Source organism: Rhizobium sp. Root1334, from assembly GCF_001426665.1.
Lineage (GTDB): Bacteria > Pseudomonadota > Alphaproteobacteria > Rhizobiales > Rhizobiaceae > Pararhizobium.
This window is the reverse complement of sequence record NZ_LMEY01000001.1, coordinates 779,178-805,110: the sequence shown is the minus strand read 5'-3', so window position 1 is coordinate 805,110 and position 25,933 is coordinate 779,178. Positions and strand designations below refer to the sequence as shown.

The 25,933-nt window shown below is 59.4% G+C and carries 26 protein-coding genes; 24 read left to right on the top strand and 2 right to left on the bottom strand.

Annotation, left to right across the window (positions count from 1 at the left end):
- Positions 1 to 109: 109 nt before the first annotated feature.
- The 13 genes from ASD36_RS03890 to ASD36_RS30455 all read left to right on the top strand — a co-directional run bounded on the left by ASD36_RS03890 (position 110) and on the right by ASD36_RS30455 (position 13,143).
- The gene (locus ASD36_RS03890) at positions 110 to 1,546 is read left to right on the top strand and encodes an MFS transporter (protein WP_060501328.1); all 1,437 of its coding nucleotides are present in this window, start codon (positions 110 to 112) and stop codon (positions 1,544 to 1,546) included.
- 918 nt (positions 1,547 to 2,464) lie between these two features.
- Positions 2,465 to 4,099, top strand: a complete 1,635-nt coding sequence (locus ASD36_RS03885) for a globin-coupled sensor protein (RefSeq protein WP_082562689.1) — start codon at positions 2,465 to 2,467, stop codon at positions 4,097 to 4,099.
- Positions 4,100 to 4,232: 133 nt separating this feature from the next.
- A complete protein-coding gene (locus ASD36_RS03880) occupies positions 4,233 to 4,526 on the top strand; it encodes an STAS domain-containing protein (RefSeq protein ID WP_037105515.1) in 294 nt (97 codons plus the stop codon).
- 3 nt (positions 4,527 to 4,529) lie between these two features.
- Positions 4,530 to 4,895 (top strand): chemotaxis response regulator CheY1, encoded by a 366-nt coding sequence (cheY1, locus tag ASD36_RS03875; protein ID WP_037105517.1) that lies wholly within the window; start codon positions 4,530 to 4,532, stop codon positions 4,893 to 4,895.
- A 16-nt stretch (positions 4,896 to 4,911) separates the two neighbouring features.
- Positions 4,912 to 7,188: a chemotaxis protein CheA gene (locus tag ASD36_RS03870; protein ID WP_060500270.1), complete on the top strand. Its 2,277-nt coding sequence runs from the start codon at positions 4,912 to 4,914 to the stop codon at positions 7,186 to 7,188.
- 4 nt (positions 7,189 to 7,192) lie between these two features.
- A complete protein-coding gene (locus tag ASD36_RS03865) occupies positions 7,193 to 7,660 on the top strand; it encodes a chemotaxis protein CheW (RefSeq protein ID WP_060500267.1) in 468 nt (155 codons plus the stop codon).
- Entirely contained in the window at positions 7,657 to 8,565 is a 909-nt protein-coding gene (gene cheR, locus ASD36_RS03860; RefSeq protein ID WP_060500265.1) for a protein-glutamate O-methyltransferase CheR, read from the top strand. Before ASD36_RS03865 ends, cheR begins: the two co-directional genes overlap by 4 nt.
- Positions 8,562 to 9,617 carry a chemotaxis response regulator protein-glutamate methylesterase gene (locus tag ASD36_RS03855; protein WP_060500263.1) on the top strand — a complete coding sequence of 352 codons (1,056 nt, stop codon included), beginning with the start codon at positions 8,562 to 8,564 and terminating at the stop codon, positions 9,615 to 9,617. Before cheR ends, ASD36_RS03855 begins: the two co-directional genes overlap by 4 nt.
- Positions 9,617 to 10,006 (top strand): response regulator, encoded by a 390-nt coding sequence (locus tag ASD36_RS03850; protein ID WP_037105534.1) that lies wholly within the window; start codon positions 9,617 to 9,619, stop codon positions 10,004 to 10,006. The genes ASD36_RS03855 and ASD36_RS03850 overlap by 1 nt, the downstream gene beginning before the upstream one ends.
- Positions 10,003 to 10,557 (top strand): chemoreceptor glutamine deamidase CheD, encoded by a 555-nt coding sequence (gene cheD / locus ASD36_RS03845; protein ID WP_037105537.1) that lies wholly within the window; start codon positions 10,003 to 10,005, stop codon positions 10,555 to 10,557. Before ASD36_RS03850 ends, cheD begins: the two co-directional genes overlap by 4 nt.
- 110 nt (positions 10,558 to 10,667) lie before the next feature.
- The gene (locus tag ASD36_RS03840; RefSeq protein WP_060500261.1) at positions 10,668 to 11,060 is read left to right on the top strand and encodes a hypothetical protein; all 393 of its coding nucleotides are present in this window, start codon (positions 10,668 to 10,670) and stop codon (positions 11,058 to 11,060) included.
- A gap of 442 nt (positions 11,061 to 11,502) precedes the next feature.
- Positions 11,503 to 12,918: an LLM class flavin-dependent oxidoreductase gene (locus tag ASD36_RS03835; RefSeq protein ID WP_060500258.1), complete on the top strand. Its 1,416-nt coding sequence runs from the start codon at positions 11,503 to 11,505 to the stop codon at positions 12,916 to 12,918.
- Positions 12,919 to 12,999: 81 nt separating this feature from the next.
- The gene (locus ASD36_RS30455; RefSeq protein ID WP_156393802.1) at positions 13,000 to 13,143 is read left to right on the top strand and encodes a hypothetical protein; all 144 of its coding nucleotides are present in this window, start codon (positions 13,000 to 13,002) and stop codon (positions 13,141 to 13,143) included.
- A 34-nt stretch (positions 13,144 to 13,177) separates the two neighbouring features.
- Here ASD36_RS30455 and ASD36_RS03830 read toward each other — a convergent pair whose 3' ends face one another.
- On the bottom strand, positions 13,178 to 14,200 hold the full coding sequence (locus ASD36_RS03830) for a LacI family DNA-binding transcriptional regulator (protein WP_060501324.1): 1,023 nt from the start codon (positions 14,198 to 14,200) through the stop codon (positions 13,178 to 13,180).
- A gap of 277 nt (positions 14,201 to 14,477) precedes the next feature.
- On the opposite strand from ASD36_RS03830, the gene ASD36_RS03825 reads away from it, so the two are divergent.
- The 9 genes from ASD36_RS03825 (at position 14,478) to ASD36_RS03785 (ending at position 22,753) form a co-directional block, all read left to right on the top strand.
- Entirely contained in the window at positions 14,478 to 15,815 is a 1,338-nt protein-coding gene (locus tag ASD36_RS03825) for an extracellular solute-binding protein (RefSeq protein ID WP_162246305.1), read from the top strand.
- Between the two features lie 103 nt (positions 15,816 to 15,918).
- Entirely contained in the window at positions 15,919 to 16,866 is a 948-nt protein-coding gene (locus ASD36_RS03820; protein ID WP_060500256.1) for a sugar ABC transporter permease, read from the top strand.
- Complete coding sequence (locus ASD36_RS03815; RefSeq protein ID WP_060500254.1) at positions 16,863 to 17,804, top strand: carbohydrate ABC transporter permease; 942 nt, start codon at positions 16,863 to 16,865, stop codon at positions 17,802 to 17,804. The genes ASD36_RS03820 and ASD36_RS03815 overlap by 4 nt, the downstream gene beginning before the upstream one ends.
- Positions 17,801 to 17,989: a hypothetical protein gene (locus ASD36_RS03810; RefSeq protein WP_060500252.1), complete on the top strand. Its 189-nt coding sequence runs from the start codon at positions 17,801 to 17,803 to the stop codon at positions 17,987 to 17,989. Before ASD36_RS03815 ends, ASD36_RS03810 begins: the two co-directional genes overlap by 4 nt.
- 2 nt (positions 17,990 to 17,991) lie before the next feature.
- Positions 17,992 to 19,089: an ABC transporter ATP-binding protein gene (locus ASD36_RS03805; RefSeq protein WP_060500249.1), complete on the top strand. Its 1,098-nt coding sequence runs from the start codon at positions 17,992 to 17,994 to the stop codon at positions 19,087 to 19,089.
- Entirely contained in the window at positions 19,082 to 20,077 is a 996-nt protein-coding gene (locus ASD36_RS03800; RefSeq protein WP_060500247.1) for an ABC transporter ATP-binding protein, read from the top strand. Before ASD36_RS03805 ends, ASD36_RS03800 begins: the two co-directional genes overlap by 8 nt.
- Positions 20,078 to 20,087: 10 nt before the next feature.
- Positions 20,088 to 21,707, top strand: coding sequence for a dihydroxyacetone kinase subunit DhaK (locus tag ASD36_RS03795; protein WP_060500245.1), 1,620 nt, complete (start codon positions 20,088 to 20,090; stop codon positions 21,705 to 21,707).
- Between the two features lie 225 nt (positions 21,708 to 21,932).
- Positions 21,933 to 22,286 (top strand): DUF982 domain-containing protein, encoded by a 354-nt coding sequence (locus ASD36_RS03790; RefSeq protein ID WP_162252439.1) that lies wholly within the window; start codon positions 21,933 to 21,935, stop codon positions 22,284 to 22,286.
- Between the two features lie 152 nt (positions 22,287 to 22,438).
- Positions 22,439 to 22,753 carry an EthD family reductase gene (locus ASD36_RS03785; protein WP_060500242.1) on the top strand — a complete coding sequence of 105 codons (315 nt, stop codon included), beginning with the start codon at positions 22,439 to 22,441 and terminating at the stop codon, positions 22,751 to 22,753.
- 264 nt (positions 22,754 to 23,017) lie between these two features.
- On the opposite strand, the gene ASD36_RS03780 is transcribed toward ASD36_RS03785, so the two are convergent.
- Positions 23,018 to 24,049 (bottom strand): proline racemase family protein, encoded by a 1,032-nt coding sequence (locus ASD36_RS03780; protein WP_060500239.1) that lies wholly within the window; start codon positions 24,047 to 24,049, stop codon positions 23,018 to 23,020.
- 227 nt (positions 24,050 to 24,276) lie between these two features.
- Between ASD36_RS03780 and ASD36_RS03775 the strand changes: the two genes are divergently transcribed.
- Entirely contained in the window at positions 24,277 to 24,942 is a 666-nt protein-coding gene (locus ASD36_RS03775; protein WP_060501320.1) for a GntR family transcriptional regulator, read from the top strand.
- Between the two features lie 177 nt (positions 24,943 to 25,119).
- Positions 25,120 to 25,824 carry a GntR family transcriptional regulator gene (locus tag ASD36_RS03770; protein WP_060500237.1) on the top strand — a complete coding sequence of 235 codons (705 nt, stop codon included), beginning with the start codon at positions 25,120 to 25,122 and terminating at the stop codon, positions 25,822 to 25,824.
- The last annotated feature ends 109 nt before the right edge of the window (positions 25,825 to 25,933 follow it).

Here is a 25,933-nt window from a genome sequence, read left to right as displayed (position 1 = left end):
TACAGTCAAACTTTTTGACTGCGTCACGTTGACAATTGTACGATTCTATCCGTACTATCAAATCATCAAGACTGCGCAGCCTTGCTCCCGCAACAAAGAGATATCCATCATGTCACCATCACCCGCAACCGGCGGTCACCGGCGGCTGGGCTGGACATTGTTCCTGCTCGCCTTTGCCCAGCTCGTCATCGCTGTCGACTATAATATCGTCTTCGTCGCATTGCCTGACATCGGCGCGCAACTTGGTTTCTCGCGCCAGACCCTGCAATGGGTAGTCAGCGCCTATGGTGTCGCCTTTGGCGGCTTCCTGCTTCTGGGCGGCCGCGCCGCCGACCTTCTCGGCCGCCGCCGTATCTTCATCTTTGCCCTCGCGCTGTACGGCGTATCCTCGCTGGTCGGTGGTTTGGCGGCAAGTCCAAGTGCCATGATCATCGCCCGGGCCATCCAGGGTGTCGGCGGCGCCTTGCTGTTTCCCGCAACCCTGTCTCTCGTCACCACATTGTTTGCCGAGGGGCGAGAACGCAACCGCGCCCTGGCGATCTGGGGCGGTGCCGGTGCTTCCGGCCTGACGGTCGGCGCTCTTCTCGGCGGCATCCTCACCAGTGCTTATGGCTGGCCTGCCGTGTTTTACGTCAACGTGCCACTCGTTGTCATCATCATCGCCGGTGCCCTGATCGTCATGCCGCGTGATGTCAGCCAGGGCTCGCATCGCAGCTTCGATCTTCCGGGTGCGCTGACCGCGACAATCGGCATTACGCTGCTGGTTTACGTCCTCGTTGAAGGGCCGGAAGTTGGCTGGGCGTCGTCTTCGATCCTGGTGGCTCTGGTTGCCGGTCTGATCCTGCTGGCAGCCTTCTTCGTCATCGAAGCCCGCAGCGATGATCCGCTGATGCCATTGCGGCTGTTGTCCAACCGCTACGCGCTGGCGGGCATGCTGCTGACGCTGTTCTTCGGCGCCACCTTGGGTGCGTTGCCCTACTTCGAGACCGTCCTTTTCCAGGGCATGCTCGGCTTTGACGCCCTGTGGACTGGCCTGGCCTTCCTCGTTCCAGCCATTGCCATCTTCGTGGGCACGCAACTGGGCGAGCGCATGGCGACGGGCTCGGGCGTTCGCACAAGCCTGGTGATCGGCCAGGTCCTCAGCGTCGCCGGCATGGTTGCGTTCGCCTACGGGATTTCGCCGGAATGGGGCTATGCGGGGCTTGTCCCGGGCATGGCTGTGCTCGGTGTCGGCCAGGGCATGGTGTGGACTGCCATGTGGATCGTCTCGGCAACTGGGGTTGCGCAGGAGGAACAGGGCGTGGCGTCGGGCATGGCATCGACCAGCCTGCAGGTTGGATTGGCCGTCGGCCTCGCCATTCTGGTTGCTGTCGCCAACGGCGTCGGCGAAGCGACCGGCCAAACGGCCGTGGCCGGGCTGATCGAAGGGACCCGGTTCGCCGTCTATCTGGCTGCTGTGGGAACCGTTTTGGGGCTGATCGTTGCCCTGACACTGCCGCGCCGTGCCGAAATCCCGGCAGGCGCGCAATACGCTCCAGCCGAATGACCCTGCGGCCCGCCCTTCGGGGCGGGTCTCACCGGCTGTAGCGTTGGCGCTCAAGGAACCGTGGGAAAACGAGGGGCAAACTGGCGGCTGCAGCCTTCAAGGTCTGCGGCACTTCGCGTGTCCAAGGACACGCAACAATACGGCATGTCCTGCAACACAAATATGCTGCCGGACCGACGTATGATTTGACTATATCCTAGAAGATCCGGGCGTTCACAGATTTGCTATCATCCTCGATAGTCAGGAGGATGGAGACTGCTGCCAGTGTCAGGGTGGCGATAAGCGTAGCGCTTAGTCCCAGAACAATCATTGCCCGTTCCTTCTACGTCATCATCATGATGCCGCTTCACCTTGGCCGGCTATGCTTGCGTATGGCTTGTGCCGGTCAGAATAGGCAGTAGTTAATGGCGGGGTGTCTCAAGTTCAACTGCCAAGTTTTACCATTGAAAACCTGTTGTTTCTCCAATGCCGCACAAACCCCCGTTTCACAGGCGGTTGCGCCCCGTGAAGGCAATATGCCGCCAATTTTAGTGAAAGAAGATACGGACTATCAACCGTTAACCTTCAAGCAAGGAATTAACCATAAACATGGTCGTACACGTTGGAGTGGGAAAATCTACTTCCCCGCAAGGCATGACGCCGTACCGACGAACCGGTTCTGACCCGGTATGCACTTTCACCGGATATTTCTTGGGAACGAAGCGGCCGATCGCCGTGGCCAGCCGGCAATAGCCGTCGCCACTTGGCGTCTTGCAAGACGGCATGCTTGGGCAAAGCCCCTTTCGAACATCCGGTGACGAGTGGATGCACTGTGCGCCGTTCACGGCATGCGGACATGCCGCAAGAGTTTGATTTTCTACAGGATACCTCTGAAAGCCATGCGGTTTGCAGAGATGAGATACCGGACCGGGGAAAAGCGTGAGGCAGGAAACATCGCCAGATCAGACGAGGAAAGCTCAGGCAGGCAGCCTGCTGGAGCGCTTGCGTTTTGCCGGGCTTGATGAAGACCAGACCGACGTTTTGCGAAAACACCGCCAGTCGCTTGGAACAGAGGTCGAGCTTGCGTTGCGCGACCTGTTCCAGCGTCTTCAGACCTTTCCGGATGCCGCGCGCCATTTCACCAGCGACCGCCAGATCGACCGGCTGCATGACCTCCAGTCGTCGCATTGGAGCGTGCTGACCGACGCCCGCTTCGACAGCCTCTATGCCGAGCGCGTCAAGGTATTGTCGGATACCGAAAGCAAGATGGGCCTTGACCCGCGCTGGCAGATTGCCGGCCATTCGGTTGTGCTCGAACGCCTGATCTGTTCGATGATCGAGCAGTTCTGGCCGAAATCGATGCTGTCGCTTGGCAAGGCGAGCAGGAAGGAATTGACGGATCTCGTCGCTGCCCTCGTCCGCACCGTGTTCGTCGATACCGAGATTTGCGTTTCCCTGCGCTTCAACGAACAGCGCCACAGCCACCAGCGCCAGCTGGCCGAACAGCGCAAGGCAGGCGAAGCCGAGGCACTGGCTCTGTTTGGCGATGTCACCCAGGCGCTTGGCCGCGGCGACCTTTCCGTCCGCACGTCCGAAGACGTGGCCACGGCATACCAGCCGTTGGCCCAGGGCCTGAATGGTGCGCTCGACGCCATCCAGAACGAATTCATCGGTCTTGCGGACCGCGCCGTCACGCTCGAAACATCGTCGCGCAATCTTGCCGGTCAGACTGGACACTTTGCCGAGGTTGCGCAACAGCAGTCGGACGTGCTCGGCGAGACCGTCCGGTCGCTCGGTGCTATCGTCGACCGGGTCAAGCACAATGCCACCCAGACGCGGGCGGCCGAAAAGAGCGTTGCCGTGACCCGCCAGTCGGCTGAACACAGCGGCGAGATTGCCGGACAGGCCATTTCGGCGATGGCCGATATCGAAGCGTCTGCGGAAAAAATCGGACAGATCATCGGTGTCATCGATGAGATCGCTTTCCAGACCAATCTGCTGGCGCTGAATGCCGGCATCGAGGCGGCGCGTGCTGGCGAAAGCGGCCGCGGTTTTGCGGTCGTTGCCCAGGAAGTGCGCGCCTTGGCGCAGCGTTCTGGTGATGCGGCCCGTGAAATCAAGCAGCTGGTATCGAGCACCAAGTCCCAGGTCGAGGCGGGGGTCGAGCGTGTTGGCCGCACCCAGGACGCCATCAGCAATATCGTCGAGCAGGTGCGCGGCATCAATGATGCGATCGCCGGTATCGCCGAAGAAACCGCCGAACAGGTCACCGGTCTTCAGGCCGCAACATCCGATCTCGGTCGCATCGGTGCCGAAATCGGCGCCAGTGCCCAGCAGGCGGCGGGCGCCAAGGAAACTTGCGACGACTTGCATACCGTCATTCTCGAGCTCGGCCAGACCATTCGCCAGTTCCATGTCCAGCGGCAGGCGCCGAAGACCGCCTTCACATCGTCCTATTCGACGCCTGCGGTGATTGCGCCAGCCGGACGGCCGGGCGAAATCGCGGGCGAAAACAATGACGGCTTCGATGACAGTTATGGTCTTCAGGGCCGTCTTGCCGGGTGGTCGCGCTGATGCAGAGCCGTTGCAAACACACATTGCCGAGACTGGCGATCGTTGAGGGACAGTATCTGCGTTCGCGTGGGCGCACTGAAAACCAGTTGAACCATCCGTGTAAATTACTCTCAGCCAGACAAGGAAAGTAGAGATGGCAGCCAAGAAAGCCGCTCGGAAAAGTTTGAGCCTCGCTCCGGTCCTCGACCTCAACGAGGCCAACGCGCTGCATGGCAAGCTGATGGCTCTACGCGGCAATCCGCTCGCGATCGATGCATCCGCGGTCGAGCGCGTCGGAGCCCTCTGCGTTCAGGTCCTGATGGCTGGGGCAAAAAGCTGGGAAGAGGATAATCAGTCTTTCACCTTCGCCAAGGTGTCGGACGCATTTACGAAAACGACACAGCTCATCGGGGTCAATATCGACCACCTGATGGCAAAGGAGATTTGAGACATGAAAAAGAAAGTTCTCACAGTCGACGATTCCAGAACCATCCGGAACATGCTTCTGGTGACATTGAACAATGCCGGTTTCGAAACGATCCAGGCCGAAGACGGCATCGAGGGCCTCGAAGTTCTTGAAGATGCCAATCCGGATGTGATCGTCACCGACATCAACATGCCGCGTCTCGATGGCTTCGGCTTCATCGAAGGCGTGCGCAAGAACGAGAAATTCCGGGCAATCCCGATCCTGGTTCTGACAACCGAAAGCGACGCGGAAAAGAAGAACCGCGCACGCCAGGCCGGCGCGACCGGTTGGATCGTCAAGCCGTTCGATCCGACCAAGCTGATCGATGCAATCGAGCGCGTAACCGCCTAACGCCAGGATTCCCGCCATGGATATGAACGAAATCAAAGAGATTTTCTTTCAGGAATGCGAGGAGCAGCTCGCCGAACTGGAATCCGGTCTCCTGAGGCTCAATGACGGCGATCGCGATCCGGAAACGGTGAACGCGGTTTTCCGTGCGGTCCACTCCATCAAGGGTGGCGCCGGAGCGTTCGGGCTGGATGATCTGGTCTCTTTCGCGCACGTGTTCGAGACCACGCTTGATTGCGTTCGTTCCAACAAGCTGGAACCAAACCAGGATGTCCTGAAGGTCATGCTGAAATCGGCAGATGTGCTGGCCGACCTCACCAATGTCGCCCGCGACGGCGGCAGTGTCGATCAGGCGCGTTCGGCGCAACTGATCCGTGAACTTGAGGCATTGGCCAAGGGCGAGGCGCCTCCGGCGGCCGCTCCCGTCGCGGCTGCCCCGAAAGCGGTTGCGGCGCCTGTCGCGCCGGCTCCAGTCAGCAACGATGAAGGCTTCGTTCCCGTCGCCTTCTCCTTTGACGATTTCGGCGATGAAGATGAGGCTGTAGCCGATCTTCCGTCCTATGAAATTGTCTTCAAGCCGAAGTCGGAACTCTATACCAAGGGCAATGAGGCGACGCTGCTCCTGCGCGATCTCTCGCGCCTCGGTGAAATGAGCATCCATTGCAATATGGATGGCCTGCCATCCCTTGACCAGATGGATCCGGAAGCGGCCTATTTCTCCTGGAAAGTTTCGATCAAAACCGACAAGGGCGAAGATGCCATCCGTTCGGTCTTCGAATTCGCCGAGTGGGATTGCGATCTCGAAGTAACGGCGCACGAAACGGGCGAGGCTTCGGAGGCTGTCGCTGACGACCTGCCAATGCAGCCGGTGCCGTTTGACCTCTCTGCGCTCGACGACGAGCCCGATGCGCCGCTTGGCGTGGTTGAAGAAGAAGAGCAGATCGCCGCCGTGCAGGAAGCCGTCGCGGCCGCCGAAGCTGCGTCCAATGTCGTTCAGATGGCGGCCAGCGCGTCGCGTGCTCCCGCCGCTGACAAGGGTGCAGCCGCTGCCGCTGCCCAGAACAATGCCCAGCAGGCTTCGTCTGCCGCCGCTCCGACCATCCGCGTCGATCTCGATCGAGTTGACCGGCTGATCAACCTCGTCGGCGAACTGGTCATCAACCAGGCCATGCTGTCGCAGAGCGTCATCGAGAACGATTCGAACGGTGTTTCCTCGATCAATATGGGTCTCGAAGAGCTGCAGCAACTCACCCGCGAGATCCAGGACTCGGTCATGGCGATCCGCGCGCAGCCGGTGAAGCCGGTCTTCCAGCGCATGGCTCGTACTGTCCGTGAAATTGCCGATATCACTGGCAAGTCGGTCCGCCTCGTCACCGAGGGTGAAAACACTGAAGTCGACAAGACCGTCATCGACAAGCTCGCTGAACCGCTGACCCACATGATCCGCAACGCGGTCGATCACGGTCTCGAAATGCCGGAAAAGCGTATTGCCGCCGGTAAAAATGCCGAAGGCACCGTTAAGCTGACCGCCAAGCACCGCTCTGGCCGTATCGTCATCGAACTCTCCGACGACGGCGCCGGCATCAACCGCGAGAAGGTGCGCCAGAAGGCGATTGACAACGATTTGATCGCCGCCGATGCCAATCTGTCGGACGAGGAAATCGACAACCTGATTTTCCACGCCGGCTTCTCAACCGCCGACAAGGTTTCCGACCTGTCCGGCCGGGGCGTCGGCATGGACGTGGTCAAGCGCTCCATCCAGGCGCTCGGCGGGCGTATCAACATCTCGTCGAAGCCTGGCCATGGCTCGGTCTTCACCATGAGCCTGCCGCTGACGCTGGCCGTTCTCGACGGCATGGTCGTCACCGTTGCCGGCCAGACGCTGGTCGTGCCGCTGACCGCGATTGTCGAAACCTTGCAGCCGGATGCCGCAGCGATTCATTCCTTCGGTGCGACGCAGCGGTTGATCTCGATCCGCAATTCGTTCTGCCCGCTGGTCGATGTCGGCCGTATTCTGAATTTCCGTGCAACCCAGGCCAATCCGGTCGAAGGCGTCGCCCTTCTGGTGGAATCCGAAGGCGGTGGCCAGCGTGCTCTGATGGTCGATGCCATCCAGGGGCAGCGTCAGGTCGTCATCAAGAGCCTCGAGGCCAACTACACCCACGTGCCCGGCATCGCCGCCGCCACTATTCTCGGCGACGGCCGTGTAGCCCTTATTCTGGACGTCGATGCTGTTGTTGCAGCCTCGCGCGGCCAGTCCTTGCAACACGAAACATCGCTGGCCGCCGCAGGGTAAGACTATGACGTATCTGGCAAAAAGTCTGGCGAATGGCGGGCGCGAATTGATCGCGTTCCGCATGGGCAATCAGGAATTCTGCGTCAACGTTATGTCTGTACGGGAAATCCGCGGCTGGACGCCGGCGACGCCGATGCCACATGCGCCACAGTATGTTCTGGGCGTCATCAACCTGCGCGGTGCAGTGTTGCCGATCATCGATCTGTCCGCCCGTCTCGGCATGGCGCCGGCCGAGCCGACGGTACGCCACGTCATCATCGTCACGCAAGTCAAGAACCGGCTCGTCGGCCTTCTGGTCGAGGCGGTCTCCGACATCCTGACGATCAAGGACGAAGATATCCAACCGACGCCGGATATGACCTCCGAGTTCGAGCGGACATTTGCCCGCGGCATCCTGGCGATCGAAGGGCGGATGATCTGCCTGATTGAGCTTGAGGCCGTCTTTCCTCATTACGAAAGTGAAGCTGCATGAGCATGCCGGCCGCCTTTGACAGCAAGCTGCCCCCGGACGAGTGCCTGGCGAGCGGAGAATATCCGCTGACCCGCCGCGACCTCGTGGAGATCGCTGCCATGATCTATGCCGATGCCGGCATCTATCTCAATGAATCGAAGGCTTCGCTCGTTTACTCGCGGCTTTCCAAGCATATCCGCAATATCGGCCTGAAGGGTTTTCGCGAATATTGCCAGCTGGTCTCATCGCCTGCCGGTGCCGCCGAGCGCCGCGACATGCTTTCGCACCTGACGACGAATTTTACCCGCTTTTTCCGTGAGAACCACCATTTCGAGCACCTGAAATCGGACGTCCTGCCGGAACTGATCGCCCGCGCGAAGAACGGTGGCCGGGTGCGTATCTGGTCGGCTGCCTGCTCGGACGGGCAGGAGCCCTATTCGATTGCGCTGACGGTTCTGTCGATGCTGCCGAATGCGGCCGACCTCGATTTCCGTATTCTTGCAACCGATATCGATCCGAAGATTCTGGCGCTGGCCCGGGCCGGAAGCTATGACGCAACGGCTCTTGAAACCGTCAGCCCGGCCATGCGCAAGCAGTGGTTCACGGAAACCAGTGTCAACGGCCGTCAGAAATGGCAGGTCGATGACCGGGTGAAGAAGCTGATCACCTTCAACGAACTCAACCTGATGGCACAGTGGCCGTTCAAGGGCCAGTTCGACGTGATCTTCTGCCGCAACGTCGTGATCTATTTCGATGAGCCCACCCAGATGAAGATCTGGTCGCGCTTTGCCGGCATGCTGAACCCCAAGGGTCATCTCTATATCGGCCATTCCGAACGCGTGTCCGGCGACGCGAAGTCGGTGTTCGACAATATCGGCATCACCACCTATCGCTACACCGGTAAACCACATGGAGGCCGCTCATGAGTGCTGCGCGCGTTCTTGTCGTTGACGATTCGGCCACCATGCGCGGGCTGATCACGGCTATTTTGAGCAGCGATCCCGACATCCAGGTCATTGGCCAGGCGGCCGACGCCATGCAGGCGCGCCAGGCGATCAAGGATCTCGACCCGGACGTCATCACGCTCGACATCGAGATGCCCAACATGAATGGGCTGGAATTCCTCGAAAAGATCATGCGTCTGCGTCCCATGCCGGTGATCATGGTTTCGACCTTGACGCACAAGGGCGCGGAAGCCTCGCTGGCGGCTCTCGAAATCGGGGCTTTCGATTGCGTCGGCAAACCGTTGCCGGGCGATCCGCATCCGTTTCGCGATCTTGCCGAAAAGGTGAAGGCTGCGGCGCGCTCGCAGCGCAAGTTCATCATTTCCGGCAACAAGGTCGCGGCTCCAAGCGCTGCCAGCACCAATGCGGCTTCCGACTACCGGGCCGGCCGCAAGATTGTCGCGATTGGATCGTCCACCGGAGGCGTCGAAGCCCTGATCACGGTTCTGCAGAAATTCCCGGCCAATTGCCCGCCGACGGTGATCACGCAGCATATGCCGCACACATTCACCAAGAGCTTTGCCGAGCGTCTCAACCGCATCTGCGCCCCAACGGTTGCGGAAGCAACGGATGGCGCTCGGCTAGAGATCGGCAAGATCTATCTGGCCCCAGGCGGTGAACGCCACCTCCAGGTCGTCAATCCAACATCACCCAGCTGCCGCCTGCTGGACCGCGAACCGGTCAACGGTCACCGCCCGTCCGTAGATGTCTTGTTCGATTCCGTTGCGGAACTTGCAGGCCGCAACGCAGTCGGTGTGATCTTGACCGGAATGGGCCGTGATGGCGCATCCGGTCTCTTGAAAATGCGCCACGCAGGTGCCCGCACATTCGGTCAGAATGAAAAAACCTGTGTTGTGTATGGAATGCCGAGGGTTGCCTACGAACTGGGTGCCGTCGAAACACAACTCCCCCTCGGCTCAATCGGGGAAGAAGTCCTGAAAAGTACTGCCGCCCGAAGAGAAGGAAGCGAATAATGTCCCTAGCGGAAAAAATCAAAGTTCTGATCGTTGATGATCAGGTCACCAGCCGCCTGCTGCTGGGCGATGCCTTGCAGCAGCTCGGTTTCAAGCAGATCACGGTTGCCGGCGACGGCGAGCAGGGTGCCAAGATCATGGCAGCGCAGCCGCATCACCTGGTGATTTCCGATTTCAACATGCCGAAGATGGACGGCCTTGGCCTGCTTGCTGCCGTGCGCAACAATCCGGCCACGAAGAAGGCCGCCTTCATCATGCTGACGGCGCAGGGCGACCGTGCATTGGTCACCAAGGCCGCAGCGCTCGGAGCCAACAATGTGCTCGCCAAGCCTTTCACCATTGAAAAGATGAAGGCCGCAATCGAAGCCGTATTTGGGGCATTGAAATGATCACTGAGGCTGCGACCAGGCGTGTGCATGTCATCCAGGGCGAATGGAAGGTGGTCAACGATCCAGATGTCGTGCTTTCGACCATCCTCGGCTCCTGCGTGGCAGCGTGCATGCGCGATCCGGTCGCAGGCGTCGGTGGCATGAACCATTTCCTTCTGCCGGGCTCGGCGGATGCCATTTCGTCGGGCGGCGATGCAACGCGTTACGGCGTGCATTTGATGGAGCTGCTGATCAACGGGCTCCTGAAGAAAGGAGCCCGCCGCGAACGGCTGGAGGCGAAAATCTTTGGTGGTGCGAAGACGATCGCCCGCTTCTCGAATGTCGGGGAGCAGAACGCGCTGTTCGCGCGCCAGTTCCTGATGGACGAGGGGATCCAGGTGGTCGGCGAGAGCACTGGTGGCGATCACGGCCGCAAGCTTGAATACTGGCCGCTGAGCGGCCGGGCCCGGCAATATGCGCTGACGGGCGTGGAAGCGCAGAAAGCCGTGGCGCAGGAGCAGCGCCCAAGGCCGGTGCCGAAGCCGGTCGACAATGCGATCGAGTTTTTCTAGCGCTTGGGTCACATTCCGGAAGCCCGGGATGTGCTTTGGCAAAGTGTTTAGCGTAGCCGTTCGGTGGGGGTAGTTCCGAACGGCATTGGTTGCCAGCGTGAGGGCGTGAAATGCTGACTGAAATGAAGAGCCATATGCCTCACGTCGATGAGGCACTCCCGGACGTGATGATGCGCATCGTTTCGGAACTCTACGATGTGGCTTATCTCATCGAGCGGATAGAGCCGATGCTCAGCGATATCCACGGCGAGGCGGTTCTGGAATCGCCTGATCGGATAAAGGTCTTGCAGGGGATCGATCTGGCCGTTCAGAAGACACGCGGGCTTGCGGAGTTCATCGACACCGTCACCGCGGCCATTCCGCAGTCGTGGCTTGTCGATGTGACCACCGCCCTCAATCTCGTCAAGCTTGCCGATATGCAGAAGTCGCTCGGCAACGGCATGCTGCGGCATGGCCATTCGCAGCCGCTGACCGAAGCTGCGGGAGATTTCGAGGCCTTTTAGCCGCGACCAACGTTTCTCTCGTGCGTTTACCGCCGCCTCGACAATCGTCTTGAGGCGGTGGTTTTGTTTTAAGCCACCTCGGACTGCCGGTGTTTTCAATCGGCGGCAAAGGTAGCACCTGTCCTAATGCTGAAGTGAATGAAGCAATCTATATCTCAGTTTTTCGCAACAATCCGTATCGCTACATACAGGTTGCGGACATATGGGCCGATCGCGCGGGGCCGCAGCGTTTCGCCGCTATCTTTCGCGCTGCGAATGCTTACCACATCGATCATCACTTAAGGCTTGCGGGGTCTCATCGGGAGGCGTCGCACTGGAATTCGATTCCCCCATTTAGAATATAAAAAACATAGATTATCTGTATTTGTGGCGATTTACGACTATTTTTGTCCGGGTTATGGCGGCATTTCCAATGCTGTCAGTCTGCAAACCGGAGATATCCATGGCCCGTCAAATCCGTTTCAATGCTTTCGACATGAACTGCGTTGGCCACCAGTCGCCGGGCTTGTGGTCGCATCCGCGCGACCTGTCGTGGAAATACAAGGATCTCGACTATTGGCAGGATCTGGCCCGTACTCTGGAGCGCGGCATCTTCGATGGTATCTTCATCGCCGACGTCATCGGCTATTACGACGTCTACAAGGGGTCGAATTATCATGCGATCCACCAGGCGGCGCAGATCCCCGTGAACGATCCGCTGCAGCTTGCCGCCCCGATCGCGCTCGCCACCGAGCATCTCGGCATCGGCATCACGGCATCAACCTCGTTCGAGCACCCCTACACCTTCGCTCGCCGGCTGGCGACGGCTGATCATCACACCAAAGGCCGGGTCGGATGGAACATCGTAACGTCTTACCTGGAGAGCGGAGCGAAGAATATCGGCCAAGGCGGTCTTCGCGGCCATGACAACCGTTACGAGGTCGCCAATGAATATGTCGAAGTGCTCTACAAGCTCTTCGAGGGCAGTTGGGAAGAGGGTGCGGTTCTGCGCGACCGCGAGAAGCGCATCTTCACCGACCCGGCCAAGGTTCACGAGATCGGCCACAAGGGCAAGTATTTCGATGTGCCGGGCTATCATCTGAGCGAGCCTTCGCCGCAGCGGACGCCGGTGCTCTATCAGGCCGGCGCGTCAGGCCCCGGCAAGTCTTTCGCCGCTGGCCATGCCGAGTGCATCTTTGTCGCCGCCCCGACCCGATCAGTGCTCAAGGGCTATGTCGCCGACATTCGGGAACGCATCGCCCAGGCGGGCCGCGATCCGGAAAAGGTGTTTATCTACACGCTGATCACCATCATCACCGGCGAAACCGAAGAGAAGGCGCAAAAGAAGTTCGAGGAGTACAAGAGCTACGTCTCCTATGACGGATCGCTGACCTTCATGTCTGGTTGGAGCGGTATCGACTTTGGCCAATATGCGCGGACTGACGTGGTGGAGAAGATCGAAACCAATGCGATCCACTCCTTCGTCGAGCACATTGCCGGCGGCGACAAATCGTGGACGATCGATGAACTCGCACAGTTCGGCGGCATCGGCGGCATGGGGCCTGTCTTCGTCGGCTCACCTGAGCGGATTGCCGACATCCTGCAGGAGTGGGTAGAGGATACCGGTGTCGACGGCTTCAACATAGCCTATGCGGTGACACCAGACAGTTTTGAGGATGTCGTCGGCCATATCGTGCCGGAATTGCAGAAGCGCGGCGCATACCCCACGGCCTACAAGCCGGGGACGCTCAGGGAAAAGCTGTTCGGTGACGGACCTTACTTGCCCAAGACCCATCCAGCTGACGGTTATCGTGACATCGAGGCGGTCAAACGGCGTGAATTGCAGGCCGAGCACAAGCTCAAGACGGTTGGCGCGTGATGGGCGACACGTTTTCTCGAACGTCACGCCATGCCTGCCGCTCGCGCCGACCATCAGCCGGAAACATGTGCAGAAACGGCTATGCAGACCGCGCTACGAAGCGCTGGCTGGAACGAAATCACTGCGAAGGTTGAGGTTTTGCTGGTGCGCGTTCGACCCTGTGCGCATGATCTCGGCCGGTTCTACCTCAACGGTATCCAGGCATCGCCGCATTTCTGGATTTAACGGAAGCCCGTTGCGGCCCGCCTGGATGTTTTGCTCACAGGTTCTCTTTCAGCAGAACTTCGATCCTGATTTTTTCCTGCGCGGCTATGGGGTCGCGCAGATCAGCGCGGGCGCGCATGATGCGGACAGCGCTGCGGACGGCGTGGCCGGGGTCTTGCGCGATGATGGCATCGATGCGGCCCGTGCGTAGGGCTTCCTCGCTGAACGGTGTGCGTTCGTGGACGACAACAGTCACTTTCTGCAGGTCGGCGTGCTGCGAGATCGCTGAAACCGGGATTCGGCTTTCCGGGCTGAGGACATAGGCCGCCCGGATATCGTGATGGCGTTCAACGACATTTTGTATGATTGCGGCTGCCCGGCTCTGGTCCCCATAGGTCTCAAGCGATGGCAATGCGCGCAGGTGCGGGAACTGTTCGTTGATGATGCTGTCGAAGCCGCGGCGGCGTTCGATACTGTCGCGCGCCACCATGGTTTCGGCGACAATCATGATCTTGCCGGGCTCGTTGCCGAGGAAGCGGCCGATGATCCTGCCGGCGGTTGCGCCAGCGGCGAAGTTGTCGACGCCGACAAAATCCGCGGTCTTCAATTTTTCCTGGCCGGATAGAAACTGGACAAGATGAATGCCGCGCGTCATCAGGCGGCCGAGTGCATCGCGCACCTGTGGCGATTCCGGCGCCATGACGGCAACGCCATCCACGTCTTCGGTTTCGATCGCCGCCAGATGCCGTGAGAGTTGATAGGGGTCGTCGGTCGCAATCTGATCAACGGTAATTTCCGTCAGGTCGGATTTGAGTGTCCGGCTTGCTTCGGCCACACGTTGAAGCAGTTCCTGCAGATATTGATCTCCCTTGCTCGGCAGGACGAAGCGGAACCGATAGATTTTGTTGCGGGCAAGAGCCACTGCGGCGAGATTGCGGACAAAGCCAATTTTTTCAATGGCCTCATGAACCCTCCGTGACGCCCGGGCGCTGACATTCGGCCTGTCGTTCAGTACCCGGTCGACCGTTGCCAAGCTGACGCCGGCGGCTTCGGCCAGATCCTTCGCGGTGGGTCGTATCATCTATAGTCTTCCGTTCTTACGCATTGGCCCGATCCTGTTTTCCATCAGTCTGCGCAAAAAAGCAAGAAATTGAAGTGCGCACCTCAAAATCATCTTGCACTGAGGTGCGCACCTCAGTTATACCATGCCAACGACGGCGGCGAAGGCGGTCGACAGACTGCGAAGCCGGGTGTTGGAGGGAGGGCTTGTCCGCTGGGCTGGCCTTAGTTGTGCTCGCCAAGAGCGTTCAGACACGTGCCGATGGAGGTCGGAGTGTCACTAGGGAGGAGATTTCATGCCACGTTCATATCTGAAATCGGCATTAGCGGCCGGCGTCGTGACCGGACTGATGTCGCTGGGAGCGGCAACATCGGCTCAGGCGGAAGACTTGACCTTGTGCTGGGCTGCCTGGGATCCGGCCAATGCGCTGGTAGCGCTCAGCAAGGATTTTGAGGCCAAGTCCGGCCATAAAATGAGCTTCGAATTCGTTCCCTGGCCAAACTTCGCAGACCGCATGCTCAACGAGCTGAATTCCGGCGGCAAGCTGTGCGATCTGATGATCGGTGACAGTCAGTGGATCGGCGGCGCGGCAGAAAATGGCCAGTATGTGAAGCTCAATGACTTCTTCGACAAAGAAGGCATCAAGATGAGCGACTTCATTCCGGCAACCGTCACGGGCTATTCCGAATGGCCCAAGGGAACGCCGAACTACTGGGCGCTTCCCGCTTTCGGCGATGTCGTCGGCTGGAGCTACCGTAAGGACTGGTTCTCGCGGCCCGAGCTGCAGGCCGAGTTCAAGCAGAAATATGGCCACGATCTTGCTGTTCCGAAAACCTTCGAAGAACTGAAGCACATCGCGGAATTCTTCCAGGGCCGCGTGATTGACGGAAAGACCGTGTATGGCGCCGCGATCTATACCGAACGCGGCTCCGAAGGCATCACCATGGGCGCAATGGACGTGCTCTACAGCTACGGCTTCGAATACCAGAACCCGGACAAGCCCTACGAACTCGACGGATATGTCAATTCCGACAAATCGGTAAAAGGACTGGAGTTCTACAAGGAGCTCTACAATTGCTGCGCTCCTCCCGGATCATCCGACGCCTATATGTCGGAGAACATCGACGCCTATAAATCCGGCCAGGTGGCGCTGCAGATGAACTTCGCCTTCACCTGGCCTGGCATCAATGCTGACCCCAATGTCGGTGGCGACAAGTCCGGCTACTTCCCCAACCCGGCGGGGCCGGATGGCAAGCAGTTCGCTCAGCTTGGCGGACAGGGCATCTCGGTGGTTGCTGTTTCCGAAAAGCAGGATGCAGCCCTTGAATACATCAAGTGGTTCGCCCAGCCTGACGTCCAGGCCAAGTGGTGGCAGCTGGGTGGGTATTCGGCGCTGCGCGCGGTGGTCGAGGATCCGGGTTTTGCCAAAAGCCAGCCCTATGCCCAGACCTTCCTTGATTCCATGGCAATCGTGAAGGATTTCTGGGCCGAGCCGTCCTATGCCTCGCTGCTGCAGGCGTCGCAGAAACGCTTCCACAACTACGTCATTGCCGGGCAGGGCACCGCCAAGGAAGCGCTTGATGGTCTTGTCGATGACTGGAAGACGATCTTCGAAGACGAAGGCAAGTACTAGACGCTGACCGCGTGACCTCCCCGCGGTTCCGGGTGTCTGTGCAGGACCGGTTGGTTGCCAGCCGGTCCTGCGAACTATGCTGCTTCTGATTTAGGGGAATACCATGCTCGATTCATCGGCCGACCGGGCCGTGGGCGAAACGTCGCCTGTCGTGTCCAAACGCAGCCAAGGGCTCTCCGATAGAGCGATCGCCTGGCTGTTCGTGGCGCCATCAATCTTCCTGCTGCTCGCCGTCAACATCTTTCCCTTGATATGGACAGTGCGGCTGAGCTTTACCAATTTCCGGGTCAACCGCCCCAATGCCGAGGTTCAGTTTGTCGGGCTGAAAAATTACATCAGCGTCCTCACGGACGGGGATATCTGGCAGACGATGCAGGCGACGGCGCATTTCCTGATCTGGACTATCGTCCTGCAGGTGCTGATCGGCTTCGCGCTGGCCTATCTGATCAACAAGAAATTTCGCGGCAACGACCTGTGGACGACGGTCATCGTCCTGCCGATGATGTTGAGCCCCGCGGTGGTCGGCAATTTCTGGACATTCCTCTACCAGCCGCAAATCGGCCTGTTCAATTACGCGGTCGGTTATCTCACTGGTACGGACCCTTCCGCCTTTTCGATGATCGGCGACGTCTCGCTCGCCCCTTGGGCGATTGTCATTGTCGATACCTGGATGTGGACGCCGTTCGTCATGCTGATCTGCCTGGCGGGCCTGCGTTCCATCCCCAGCAGCATCTACGAGGCGGCCGAGTGCGACCGCGCCAGCAAATGGCGGCAGTTCTGGACGATCACCATTCCGATGGTGCTGCCGTTCCTGATGCTTGCAGTTCTCTTCCGGGGCATCGAGAACTTCAAGATGTTCGACCTCGTGGTTCAGCTGACGGGGGGAGGGCCTGGGTCGATCACGGAACTGACGTCCATCAACCTTAAGCGGGAAGCCTTCGAAAAGTGGCGCACTGGATATGCGTCGGCCTACGCGGTCATCCTTTTCGTGACAGTCTTCGGCCTCGCGTCGATCTACGTCAAAGCCCTGAACAAGGTGAAGCAAAGATGAGCAGCTATTCCGTTACAGAACCTTCCGTTCGTCAGAAATGGGCTGCCGGAACGCTTGTCGTTATCTATGCCCTGATCACGATCCTGCCACTCCTATGGATCATCGCGACGAGCTTCAAGTCACCGTCAGATGCCATCGCCTATCCGCCCAAGACCGTCTTCCAGCCAACCCTTGAAGGTTATGTCAACCTGTTCACTACCCGCACCCGGGCGACGGAGCAGGATTTGAAGGAGCTCGGCGAACCCAACACCTGGTATGACCGTATCGTGCGCAAGGATGGTTTCGTGATTGCCGGGCCATCGCGCTTCCTGGAGCGGTTTTCGAATTCGATGATCATCGGTTTCGGCTCGACCGTTCTGTGCATCGTGCTGGGCACGGCAGCGGCCTATGCCTTCTCGCGCTTCAAGGTTCCGCTCAAGGATGATCTGCTGTTCTTCATCCTGTCGACGCGCATGATGCCGCCGATCGCCGTCGCCATCCCGATCTTCCTGATGTTCCGGTCTCTCGGGCTGAATGACACTCATGCCGGCATGATCCTGCTCTACACGGCCGTCAACCTGTCGCTGGCGGTGTGGCTCCTCAAGGGGTTTATCGACGAGATTCCGATCGAGTACGAAGAGGCGGCGCTGATCGACGGCTACACGCGCTTCCAGGCGTTTTACAAGGTCGTCCTGCCGCAGGCCATGACCGGCATCGCATCGACGGCAATCTTCTGCCTGATCTTTGCCTGGAACGAATATGCCTTCGCCGTTCTCCTGACCTCGGGCACGGCCCAGACCGCGCCACCTTTCATTCCAACCATCATCGGTGTCGGCGGTCAGGATTGGCCAGCAGTGGCCGCAGGCGCGACGCTGTTTCTCGTGCCCGTCATGATTTTCACGATTGTCCTTCGCAAGCACCTGCTGCGCGGCATTACATTTGGAGCTGTCCGCAAATGACGGAATTCATAAAGGGATTGCGCGGGTTCAGGCGCGGCGCCTGGGAGATGGTCGCATCGATCCTCATCGCGCTCGGTGTGTTCATGCTGATGCAACCATTCGCCCTGTCGCTGTACTCCGCGTCCTTCATCGTCACCCTGGTGGGCACCGTGATGTTCATCATCGTCAGTCATTTTCCGGAGTAACCATGGCACAGATCAGAATTCAGAATGTGCGCAAGGAGTTCGGAGCATTCACTGCTGTCCAGTCCTCCTCGTTCACCGTGGAGGACGGCGAGTTCTTCATGTTGCTTGGACCGTCGGGTTGCGGCAAGACCACAACGTTGCGCATGATGGCGGGCCTCGAACTGCCGACCAGCGGTGAAATCTATATCGATGGCGAGGAAGTCGGCATGAAGCCGGCAAGTCAACGCGATATTGCCTTCGTCTTCCAGATGTTCGCGCTCTATCCGCATATGAATGTACGCAAGAACATTTCCTATCCGCTGCTGAGCCAGGGAATGTCTCGCGCCGAGGCGAAAACGCGGGTGGAAGAGGTGGCGCGTATCCTCAAGATCGAGAATATTCTCGACCGGCCGGTCGGCGGGCTGTCGGGCGGTGACCGCCAGCGCGTTGCGCTTGGCCGTGCCATCGTGCGCCGGCCGAAGGCTTTTTTCATGGACGAACCCCTTGGTGCCCTCGATGCGGAATTTCGCGAACATATGGCCGAGGAGCTGCGCGCCCTTCACGATCGCATCGGCGCGACAACGGTTTACGTCACCCATGATCAGCTTGAAGCGATGCAGATGGGCGACAAGATCGTCGTCATGAACCACGGCGTCGTTGAACAGTTCGGCAAGCCGCAGGACATCTATGATTGGCCAGCCACCAAATTCGTGGCCAAGTTCATCGGCTCCCCGGCGATGAACTTCTTCGATTTTGACGGCATGATCGGTATCGGAAGCAATGTCATCGAGCTTTCCGGACACCGGGTTACGGTTCCCTTGTCGCGTCAGGGGGCCAGCGGAAAGTTGACGCTGGGGGTCAGGCCGGAGCACATCCGCTTTTCCGATGCCTCGGCCTACCGCGGACGGGTGCTCGCCACGGAATATCTCGGCACGACCCAGATCGTCACGATGGCCACACCCAACGGGGAGATCAAGGCACGCACGCCTGCGAAGCAGTCCGTAACGTCGGGCGAGATCATCGGTCTTGAATTCGATCCGCAAACGCTGACCATCTTCGACGATATGAAAGGGCAGGCGCTGCTGTCTGAAGCCAATGAGAGGGTCTTGCGTCATGGTTGATGTGGTTCTTGAAAATGTGACGAAGACATTTGCCGGCCACGCGGCGCTCGACAATCTGTCCCTGACGATCCCCGGCGGTTCCTTCGTCGTTCTCCTGGGGCCGACCGGCGCTGGGAAAACCACGGCGCTGCGCATGGTATCGGGTCTGGACAAGCCGGACAGTGGCGACATCTATTTTGCCGGCCGCTCCGTCAGGGACCTTACGCCCGCCGAGCGCAATGTCGCGATGGTGTTTCAGCAATATTCTCTCTATCCGCATTTGACCGTGCGCCAGAACCTCGAATTCCCGTTGAAATCACCTCTGTTGAGGACTTCGAAGGCAGATATCGACCGCAAGGTGAAATCGATCGCGGAGATGCTGCAGATTTCTCACAAGCTCGACAACAAGGCGACCAATCTTTCGGGCGGCGAGATGCAGCGCGTCTCGATCGGCCGGGCGCTGGTGCGCAATCCGCAAATCTATCTCATGGACGAACCGCTCAGCTCTCTCGACGCCAAGCTGCGGGCCGATCTGCGCATCGAACTCAAGAGTATCCAAGCCAATTCGGGTGCCACCTTGCTTTACGTCACCCACGACCAGATCGAGGCGATGACGATGGCGACCCATATCGGCGTTCTTCACGAAGGCAGGCTGGTGCAGTTTGGCTCGCCGCGCGAAATCTATGAGCGGCCGGTGAGCCTCTACACCGCGACAAGGCTCGGTCAGCCGCGGATCAATGTGCTTGCCGCCGATACGTTCCCCGGCTCGCCGCCGGGAGCGGTGAGCATCGGCTTGCGCCCTGAGCATATCACCCAGGGCGACGGTCAGGAGGCACTGGTCAAACGGGTCGAGCATCTCGGCGACCAGACGCGCCTTCATTTGGTATTCAAGAAAAACGACATCGTCACCGTGACCGACGCCGATACCAGGCTGAAGAGCGGAGACATCGTCAAAATCCAGCCGGACAAGCCGCTCTATTTCGACGCGGACGGCATGCGCTTAGGGTAAGGGAGCAGATATGGCACAGTTCATCAACAAGCGGGAAGACGTGGTCACCGAGGCGATCGATGGTCTGCTGGCCGTCAGCGGCGGCTCTTTGGTGCGTCTTGACGGCTATCCGCATATTCGCGTGGTTCTGCGCGGCGATTGGGACAAGTCGCAGGTGGCGCTGGTATCCGGCGGAGGCTCTGGACACGAGCCGGCGCATGCCGGTTTCGTCGGCAAGGGAATGCTGACCGCGGCCGTGTGTGGCGACGTCTTCGCCTCGCCGAGTGTCGATGCGGTTCTCGCCGGCATTCTGGCTGTCACAGGTCCGGCTGGATGTCTGTTGATCGTCAAGAACTATACCGGTGACCGGCTGAACTTCGGATTGGCGGCTGAGCGCGCGCGCGCTTTTGGCCTGAATGTCAACATGGTCATCGTTGGCGATGACGTTGCTCTGCCCGACCTGCCGCAGGCGCGCGGCGTGGCGGGAACGCTCTTCGTCCACAAGATCGCGGGCGCGCTTGCGCAGGCAGGCGCGGATCTCGAAACGGTAACGGCCGCTGCCCGGCGCGTGATCACTGGAGCAAAAAGTATCGGCATGTCGCTGGACACGTGCACGGTTCCTGGCTCGCCGAAGGAAGATCGTATTCCTGCCGGTATGGCCGAGCTGGGGCTCGGTATCCATGGGGAAGCCGGTGTGGAACAGATCGCATTTGTCGATGCAAGAACGGCGATGGGAGCAGTCGTCAGCAAACTGGCCGCGGCCATCGAGGATAGGCCGCATGTTGCGCTGATCAATAATCTTGGTGGCACCTCCGCCCTCGAAATGTCGGTGCTGACCCACGAACTGATCGCTTCGTCGATCGGCAACCGGATTTCCCATGTCGTCGGACCGGCGCCGATGATGACATCCCTCGACATGCAGGGCTTTTCCATCTCGCTCTATCCAGCCGACGAGGCGGACATAGAGGCATTGGGCGCACCGGTTACGATGGCGGCCTGGCCTGGCTTGTCGGCCGTCAAACCCATCCGGATCGAAATGCTGCCGGACGGACTGACACCGATCACACCCCAACCGTCCAACCATCAGGAGACGCGCGACTTCCTGATCAATTGCTGCAAGGTATTGATCTCGGCCGAAGAGGATCTGAACGCGCTGGATGCCAAATCCGGTGACGGCGACACAGGATCCACGCTCGCAGGCGCTGCGCGCGCGCTCATCAATGCCATCGACCGCATGCCGCTCTCGGATCACACCCAGCTTTATCGCGCCATCGGCCAGGAATTGAGCCAGACGATGGGCGGATCGTCCGGTGTTCTGCTCGCCATCTTCTTTGCGGCCGCCGGTGATGCCGCCTCAAGCGGTCTGCCGATGGCCGATTCACTAAAGGCGGGACTTGCCCGTATGCAGGAAATCGGCGGTGCCCACCTCGGCGACCGGACGATGGTGGACGCACTTTCACCGGCGCTCGATGCGCTTGAGAAGGGTTTCAAACCGGCGGCCGCGGCCGCACGCGCTGGCGCGAACCTCACGGCCACCATGCTCAAGGCCAAGGCCGGACGAGCCGCCTATATCAATGCGAAACAACTCGAAGGTCATATCGATCCTGGTGCGGAGGCGGTGGCACGGCTGTTTGAACATCTGGCGGCTTAAGTCTACCGGTGTGGAAGCGTTGTCCGGAAACGCTTCCACACCCTCCGCAGATGCGTTGCATTTCTTTGCGACGGCTTCTTTCTACACAATCGTTTTGCTTGGGGCCGGACCGGATGCGCAGCCTAACCCGGATTGTTGGATAAGCAGCGGCAGCGCGCCCCCGGCTTAACTGGAATGTTTCTTGCGTATTTGCTAATATACAAACGCAACGCGAGGAATTGTGTCATGAGTCCGGACAAGTCGCGCCATTTTCCTCCACTTTGGCTGCTCATGGGTGTTGGAGAGCGATACAAAATGGTCGAATCCGTCGATGATGCGGCGGCGATGCTGATTCACCAATGGCCATCGACCGCTGGCGGTGCCTACACAAATGCACTTGAGGCCTGCCTGGATGCTCTCCAGGGAGCCGGGCCGGCGGATGTGGTCCCTGACGCTTTGATGCGGGCCGCGGATGAGGCGTTCATTTGCTACATCCACGTTATCGAGGGTGAAAAGCGATCTCAACGCCCCAGAGCGCGCATGCCGCGCGAACAGCATGCCTTTCCGATAAGATCTGCGATTTTCGGCTTCCAATGCTAGAGGGCTTCCGTGCGGTCGCACCCGCTTCGGAAAGTACAATGAAAACTGCTTGCTCTGGTCAAGCTCGCTTCAGCCGGAATCTGGATGCGCTTTACACGTCGGTGAGCTAGAAAGGCCCCTCGAACGCTCGGCGTTCAGACAGGAGCCCGACCATGATCAAGATGAGCGTCTACTATCCGGCCGATGGTGGCTCGAAGTTCGATCACGACTACTACCGCACCCGCCATATGCCACTGCTCCAGGAACGGCTCGGCGATGCCTGCCTGCGCTACGAGATCGACAAGGGCCTTGCGGGTCGCGAACCAGGAAGCGCGCCGCAGTTTGTCGCGGCGTGCCACGTCTACTCGCCGAGTCTGGCGACATTTCAGGAGGCGTTGGGTCCCCACCGCGCGGAAATCTCCGCGGACGTCGCCCGCTATACGGACATCGCCCCCATCGTGCAGATCAGCGAAGTCGTTGAAGGGTAAGGCCTTCGGTGCGTCAGGCGTGGCGTTGAACTTTCCGGGACCGGCGTAGTGCTGGCGCATCTGATCCATGGTGATGTAGCCGGTGCCGACTCGGTCGACGATCGGGAACGTGCCGTTACCGTCAAAGCGAAAACTGCGTTACTCTCGTCAAACTCGCTTCGGCCAAAATCTGGATGCGCTTTATAGGTCGGTGACCCAGACAGCCCAGGCATCGCGTACGCCGAGGGCTCTGCAATATCCAGAGCCCTCGGCGTCGGCAGTTTCCTATTGCTTGCGTGGCCAGGTATCGGCGAGGCGGTAGCCGGCCGGCCATGGATCGGCTGGGTCGAGCATGACCTGATGCGTGCCGGTCACCCAGGCGCGGCCGGAGATTTCGGGCACGATCGCCTTCTGGCCGCCGACGGTCGTTTCGCCGACAATCTGGCAGTCGAAATGCGACCCGATGATCGATTCACCGCGGAACTTCTGTCCCGGCTTGATCTGGCCGCGGGCGTGCAACACAGCCAGGCGTGCCGAGCAACCGGTGCCCGTTGGCGAACGGTCGAGCTTGGCCGGTTGGATCACCACCGTATTGCGCCCATGCAGCATGCCGTCGCGCTCTTCGACCGGCAAGGTCAGCTGGCAGAAGGAAATATGGTTCCATTCCGGATTTTCGGGATGGGAGAACCCGAGTTGTTCGTTGGCGGCGCGCGTGATCTTGATTCCGGTTTCGGCCAGTTCGCGAGCTTCGTCGGGCGTGACCGAAAAGCCGAGAGAACGCGCGTCTGCAATGACAAAGCTGTCGCCGCCATAGGCGGTATCGACTGTCAGCGTGCCAAGACCTTCCACTTCGAGCCTGGCATTGAGCTTGGCCGCGAAGGAAGGCACGTTGGTAACAGTAATGCGCTCAGCCTTGCCATTGCGGCAGGCGGCAACCACGTTGACCAAGCCGCCCGGTGCTTCCAGCACCATTCTGGTTTCCGGCTCCTGCATCGGCACGATACCCGTATCAAGCAGAACGGTCGAGACACAGATGGAATTGGAGCCCGACATTGGCGGCGTGTCCTCCGGCTCCATGATGATGAAGCCCATCGTCGCCCGCGGGTCCTTCGGTGGTACCAGGAGATTGATATGCCGGAATACGCCGCCGCGCGGTTCGTTGAGCACGAAGTTGCGCAGCGTCTGGTCCTCGGCAATGAATTTCCGCTGTTCCCACAGGGTCTTGCCGGGTGGCGGCGCGACCCCGCCAACGATGACGTCGCCAACCTCGCCCTCGGCATGGCAGGAAACGATGTGGATTACCTTGCTGCTGCGCATAGTCTGCTCCCTGAAAAAATTGCGATCCGGCCGCCATCTGCCCAAGAAGATTGTAGCGGGTAGCAGAGCCTGTGTCCCACTGTTAGAAAAATTGGATCCAATATACAATATCAAAAATGGATCGGCTGAGAATATCCGCTCCGTTGCCTGAATCCCGAATTGCACCTATGACCCAAGGATGGGAACTGACACCGCGCGCCGCGCTTGAAACAACGGGATTTGAATTCATGAAACTTGCCGCCGTCGATGTCAGGCAGGCCGCATCCGCAGCCGATATTGTCTATGACGCGCTGCGCAAGGCGATCATCGAGGGTGACCTCGCCGAAGGCGAGAATCTCAGGCAGGATCAGATTGCGCAGATGTTCAATACCAGCCGGATTCCCGTGCGCGAGGCTCTGTCGCGGCTGGAGCAGCATGGGTTGATCACCACAGAGCGTTACAAGGGTGCAGTGGTCGCCGGGCTTTCGATCGAAGAGATCGACGAAATCTTCGAATTCCGCGCTTTTGTGGAAGCCGAGGTCATGCGGCTTGCCGTGCCAAATCTCGGTGAGGATGCCTTGGCTGCTGCGCGCAGATACTGCGAGGAATTCAGCCGGGAGACCGATTCCGCCCGGTGGGGCGAAATCAACCGGAGTTTTCACTACAGTCTTTATGCGGCATCCGGACGGCCTTACTACCTGCAGATCGTTCGTACATCGCTCGACAGGATCGATCGTTATTTGCGGGCGCAGTTGACGCTGACGAATGGGGTGATGCGGGCTGACCGTGAGCATAAAGCTATTCTCGAGGCTTGCCTGAACGGTGATGCCAGCCTTGCGTCCCGGCTGACGCGGGATCACGTTCTGGATGCCGGACGGTCCCTTGTTGCCTTTCTGAAAGATCAGCGGGCCTGACGGCGGGCAATGCCTGAGACGGGAACCCGGGGCGGGATGGCGCTCGCACGGACTGGTTGAAGTCGCAAAAACGCATCATCACCAAGTTTGTTGCCACCTTTGCCGATCGCGCTTGCGGAAACGGTTGATCCTGCAGACAGGGAAAAGTATTCCTTTTGTCGACACAGGATTGATGACATGACAGATATCGACACCAGCCCCATTCCCGAACGCAAGCGCGGCTCCGGCGTCAAGATGGTCTACGACCTCTTGCGCGACGAGATTCTTGATCTCGTGCTGCCGCCCGGCAGCCCGATCGATGAGGTGCAGCTGGCCGAACGCTTCAAGATGTCGCGAACCCCGATCCGCGAGGCTTTGGTGCGGCTCGCCGGCGAAGGGTTGATCGATACGCTGCCCAACCGTTCGACGATGGTTGCCAATATCGACTTTCTCAACATGCACACCTTCTTCGATGCGCTTGTGCTGATGTACCGCGTCACCACGAAGCTGGCAGCGCAATATCACAGGCCGGAAGACCTGAAGGTAATCCGCGCGCATCAGGCCGAATTCGCCGCTGCAGTGCAGGCGCAGGACGCGCTGGCGATGATCGCCACCAACGCCGCGTTCCACTCTGCCATCGCCGAAGCGGGTCGCAACGCGTATTTCACGGGATTGTTCAACCGGCTTCTGGACGAGGGGCGGCGGATGCTGAGGCTGTACTATCAGTCTTACGACGACCGGTTGCCGCAGCGTTTCGTCGAAGAGCACGATGATATTATCGCCGTCATTGCCAATCGCGACATCGAGGAAGCAGACCGTCTGGCGAAATTGCACGCTGAGCAGATCGTTCATCAGATCCAGAAATTGTTTGCCCGGGAAGACAGGCTCGACGTGGCGCTCTGATCGATAAAATTCTTGTCGACAAATAATATACAACGTGCAATATGGCTCCAGAGGCACAGGATCGGGGCTGCAAAGGTGCGCGCCATTCTCTGCCCGTCCGGCAAGGTCA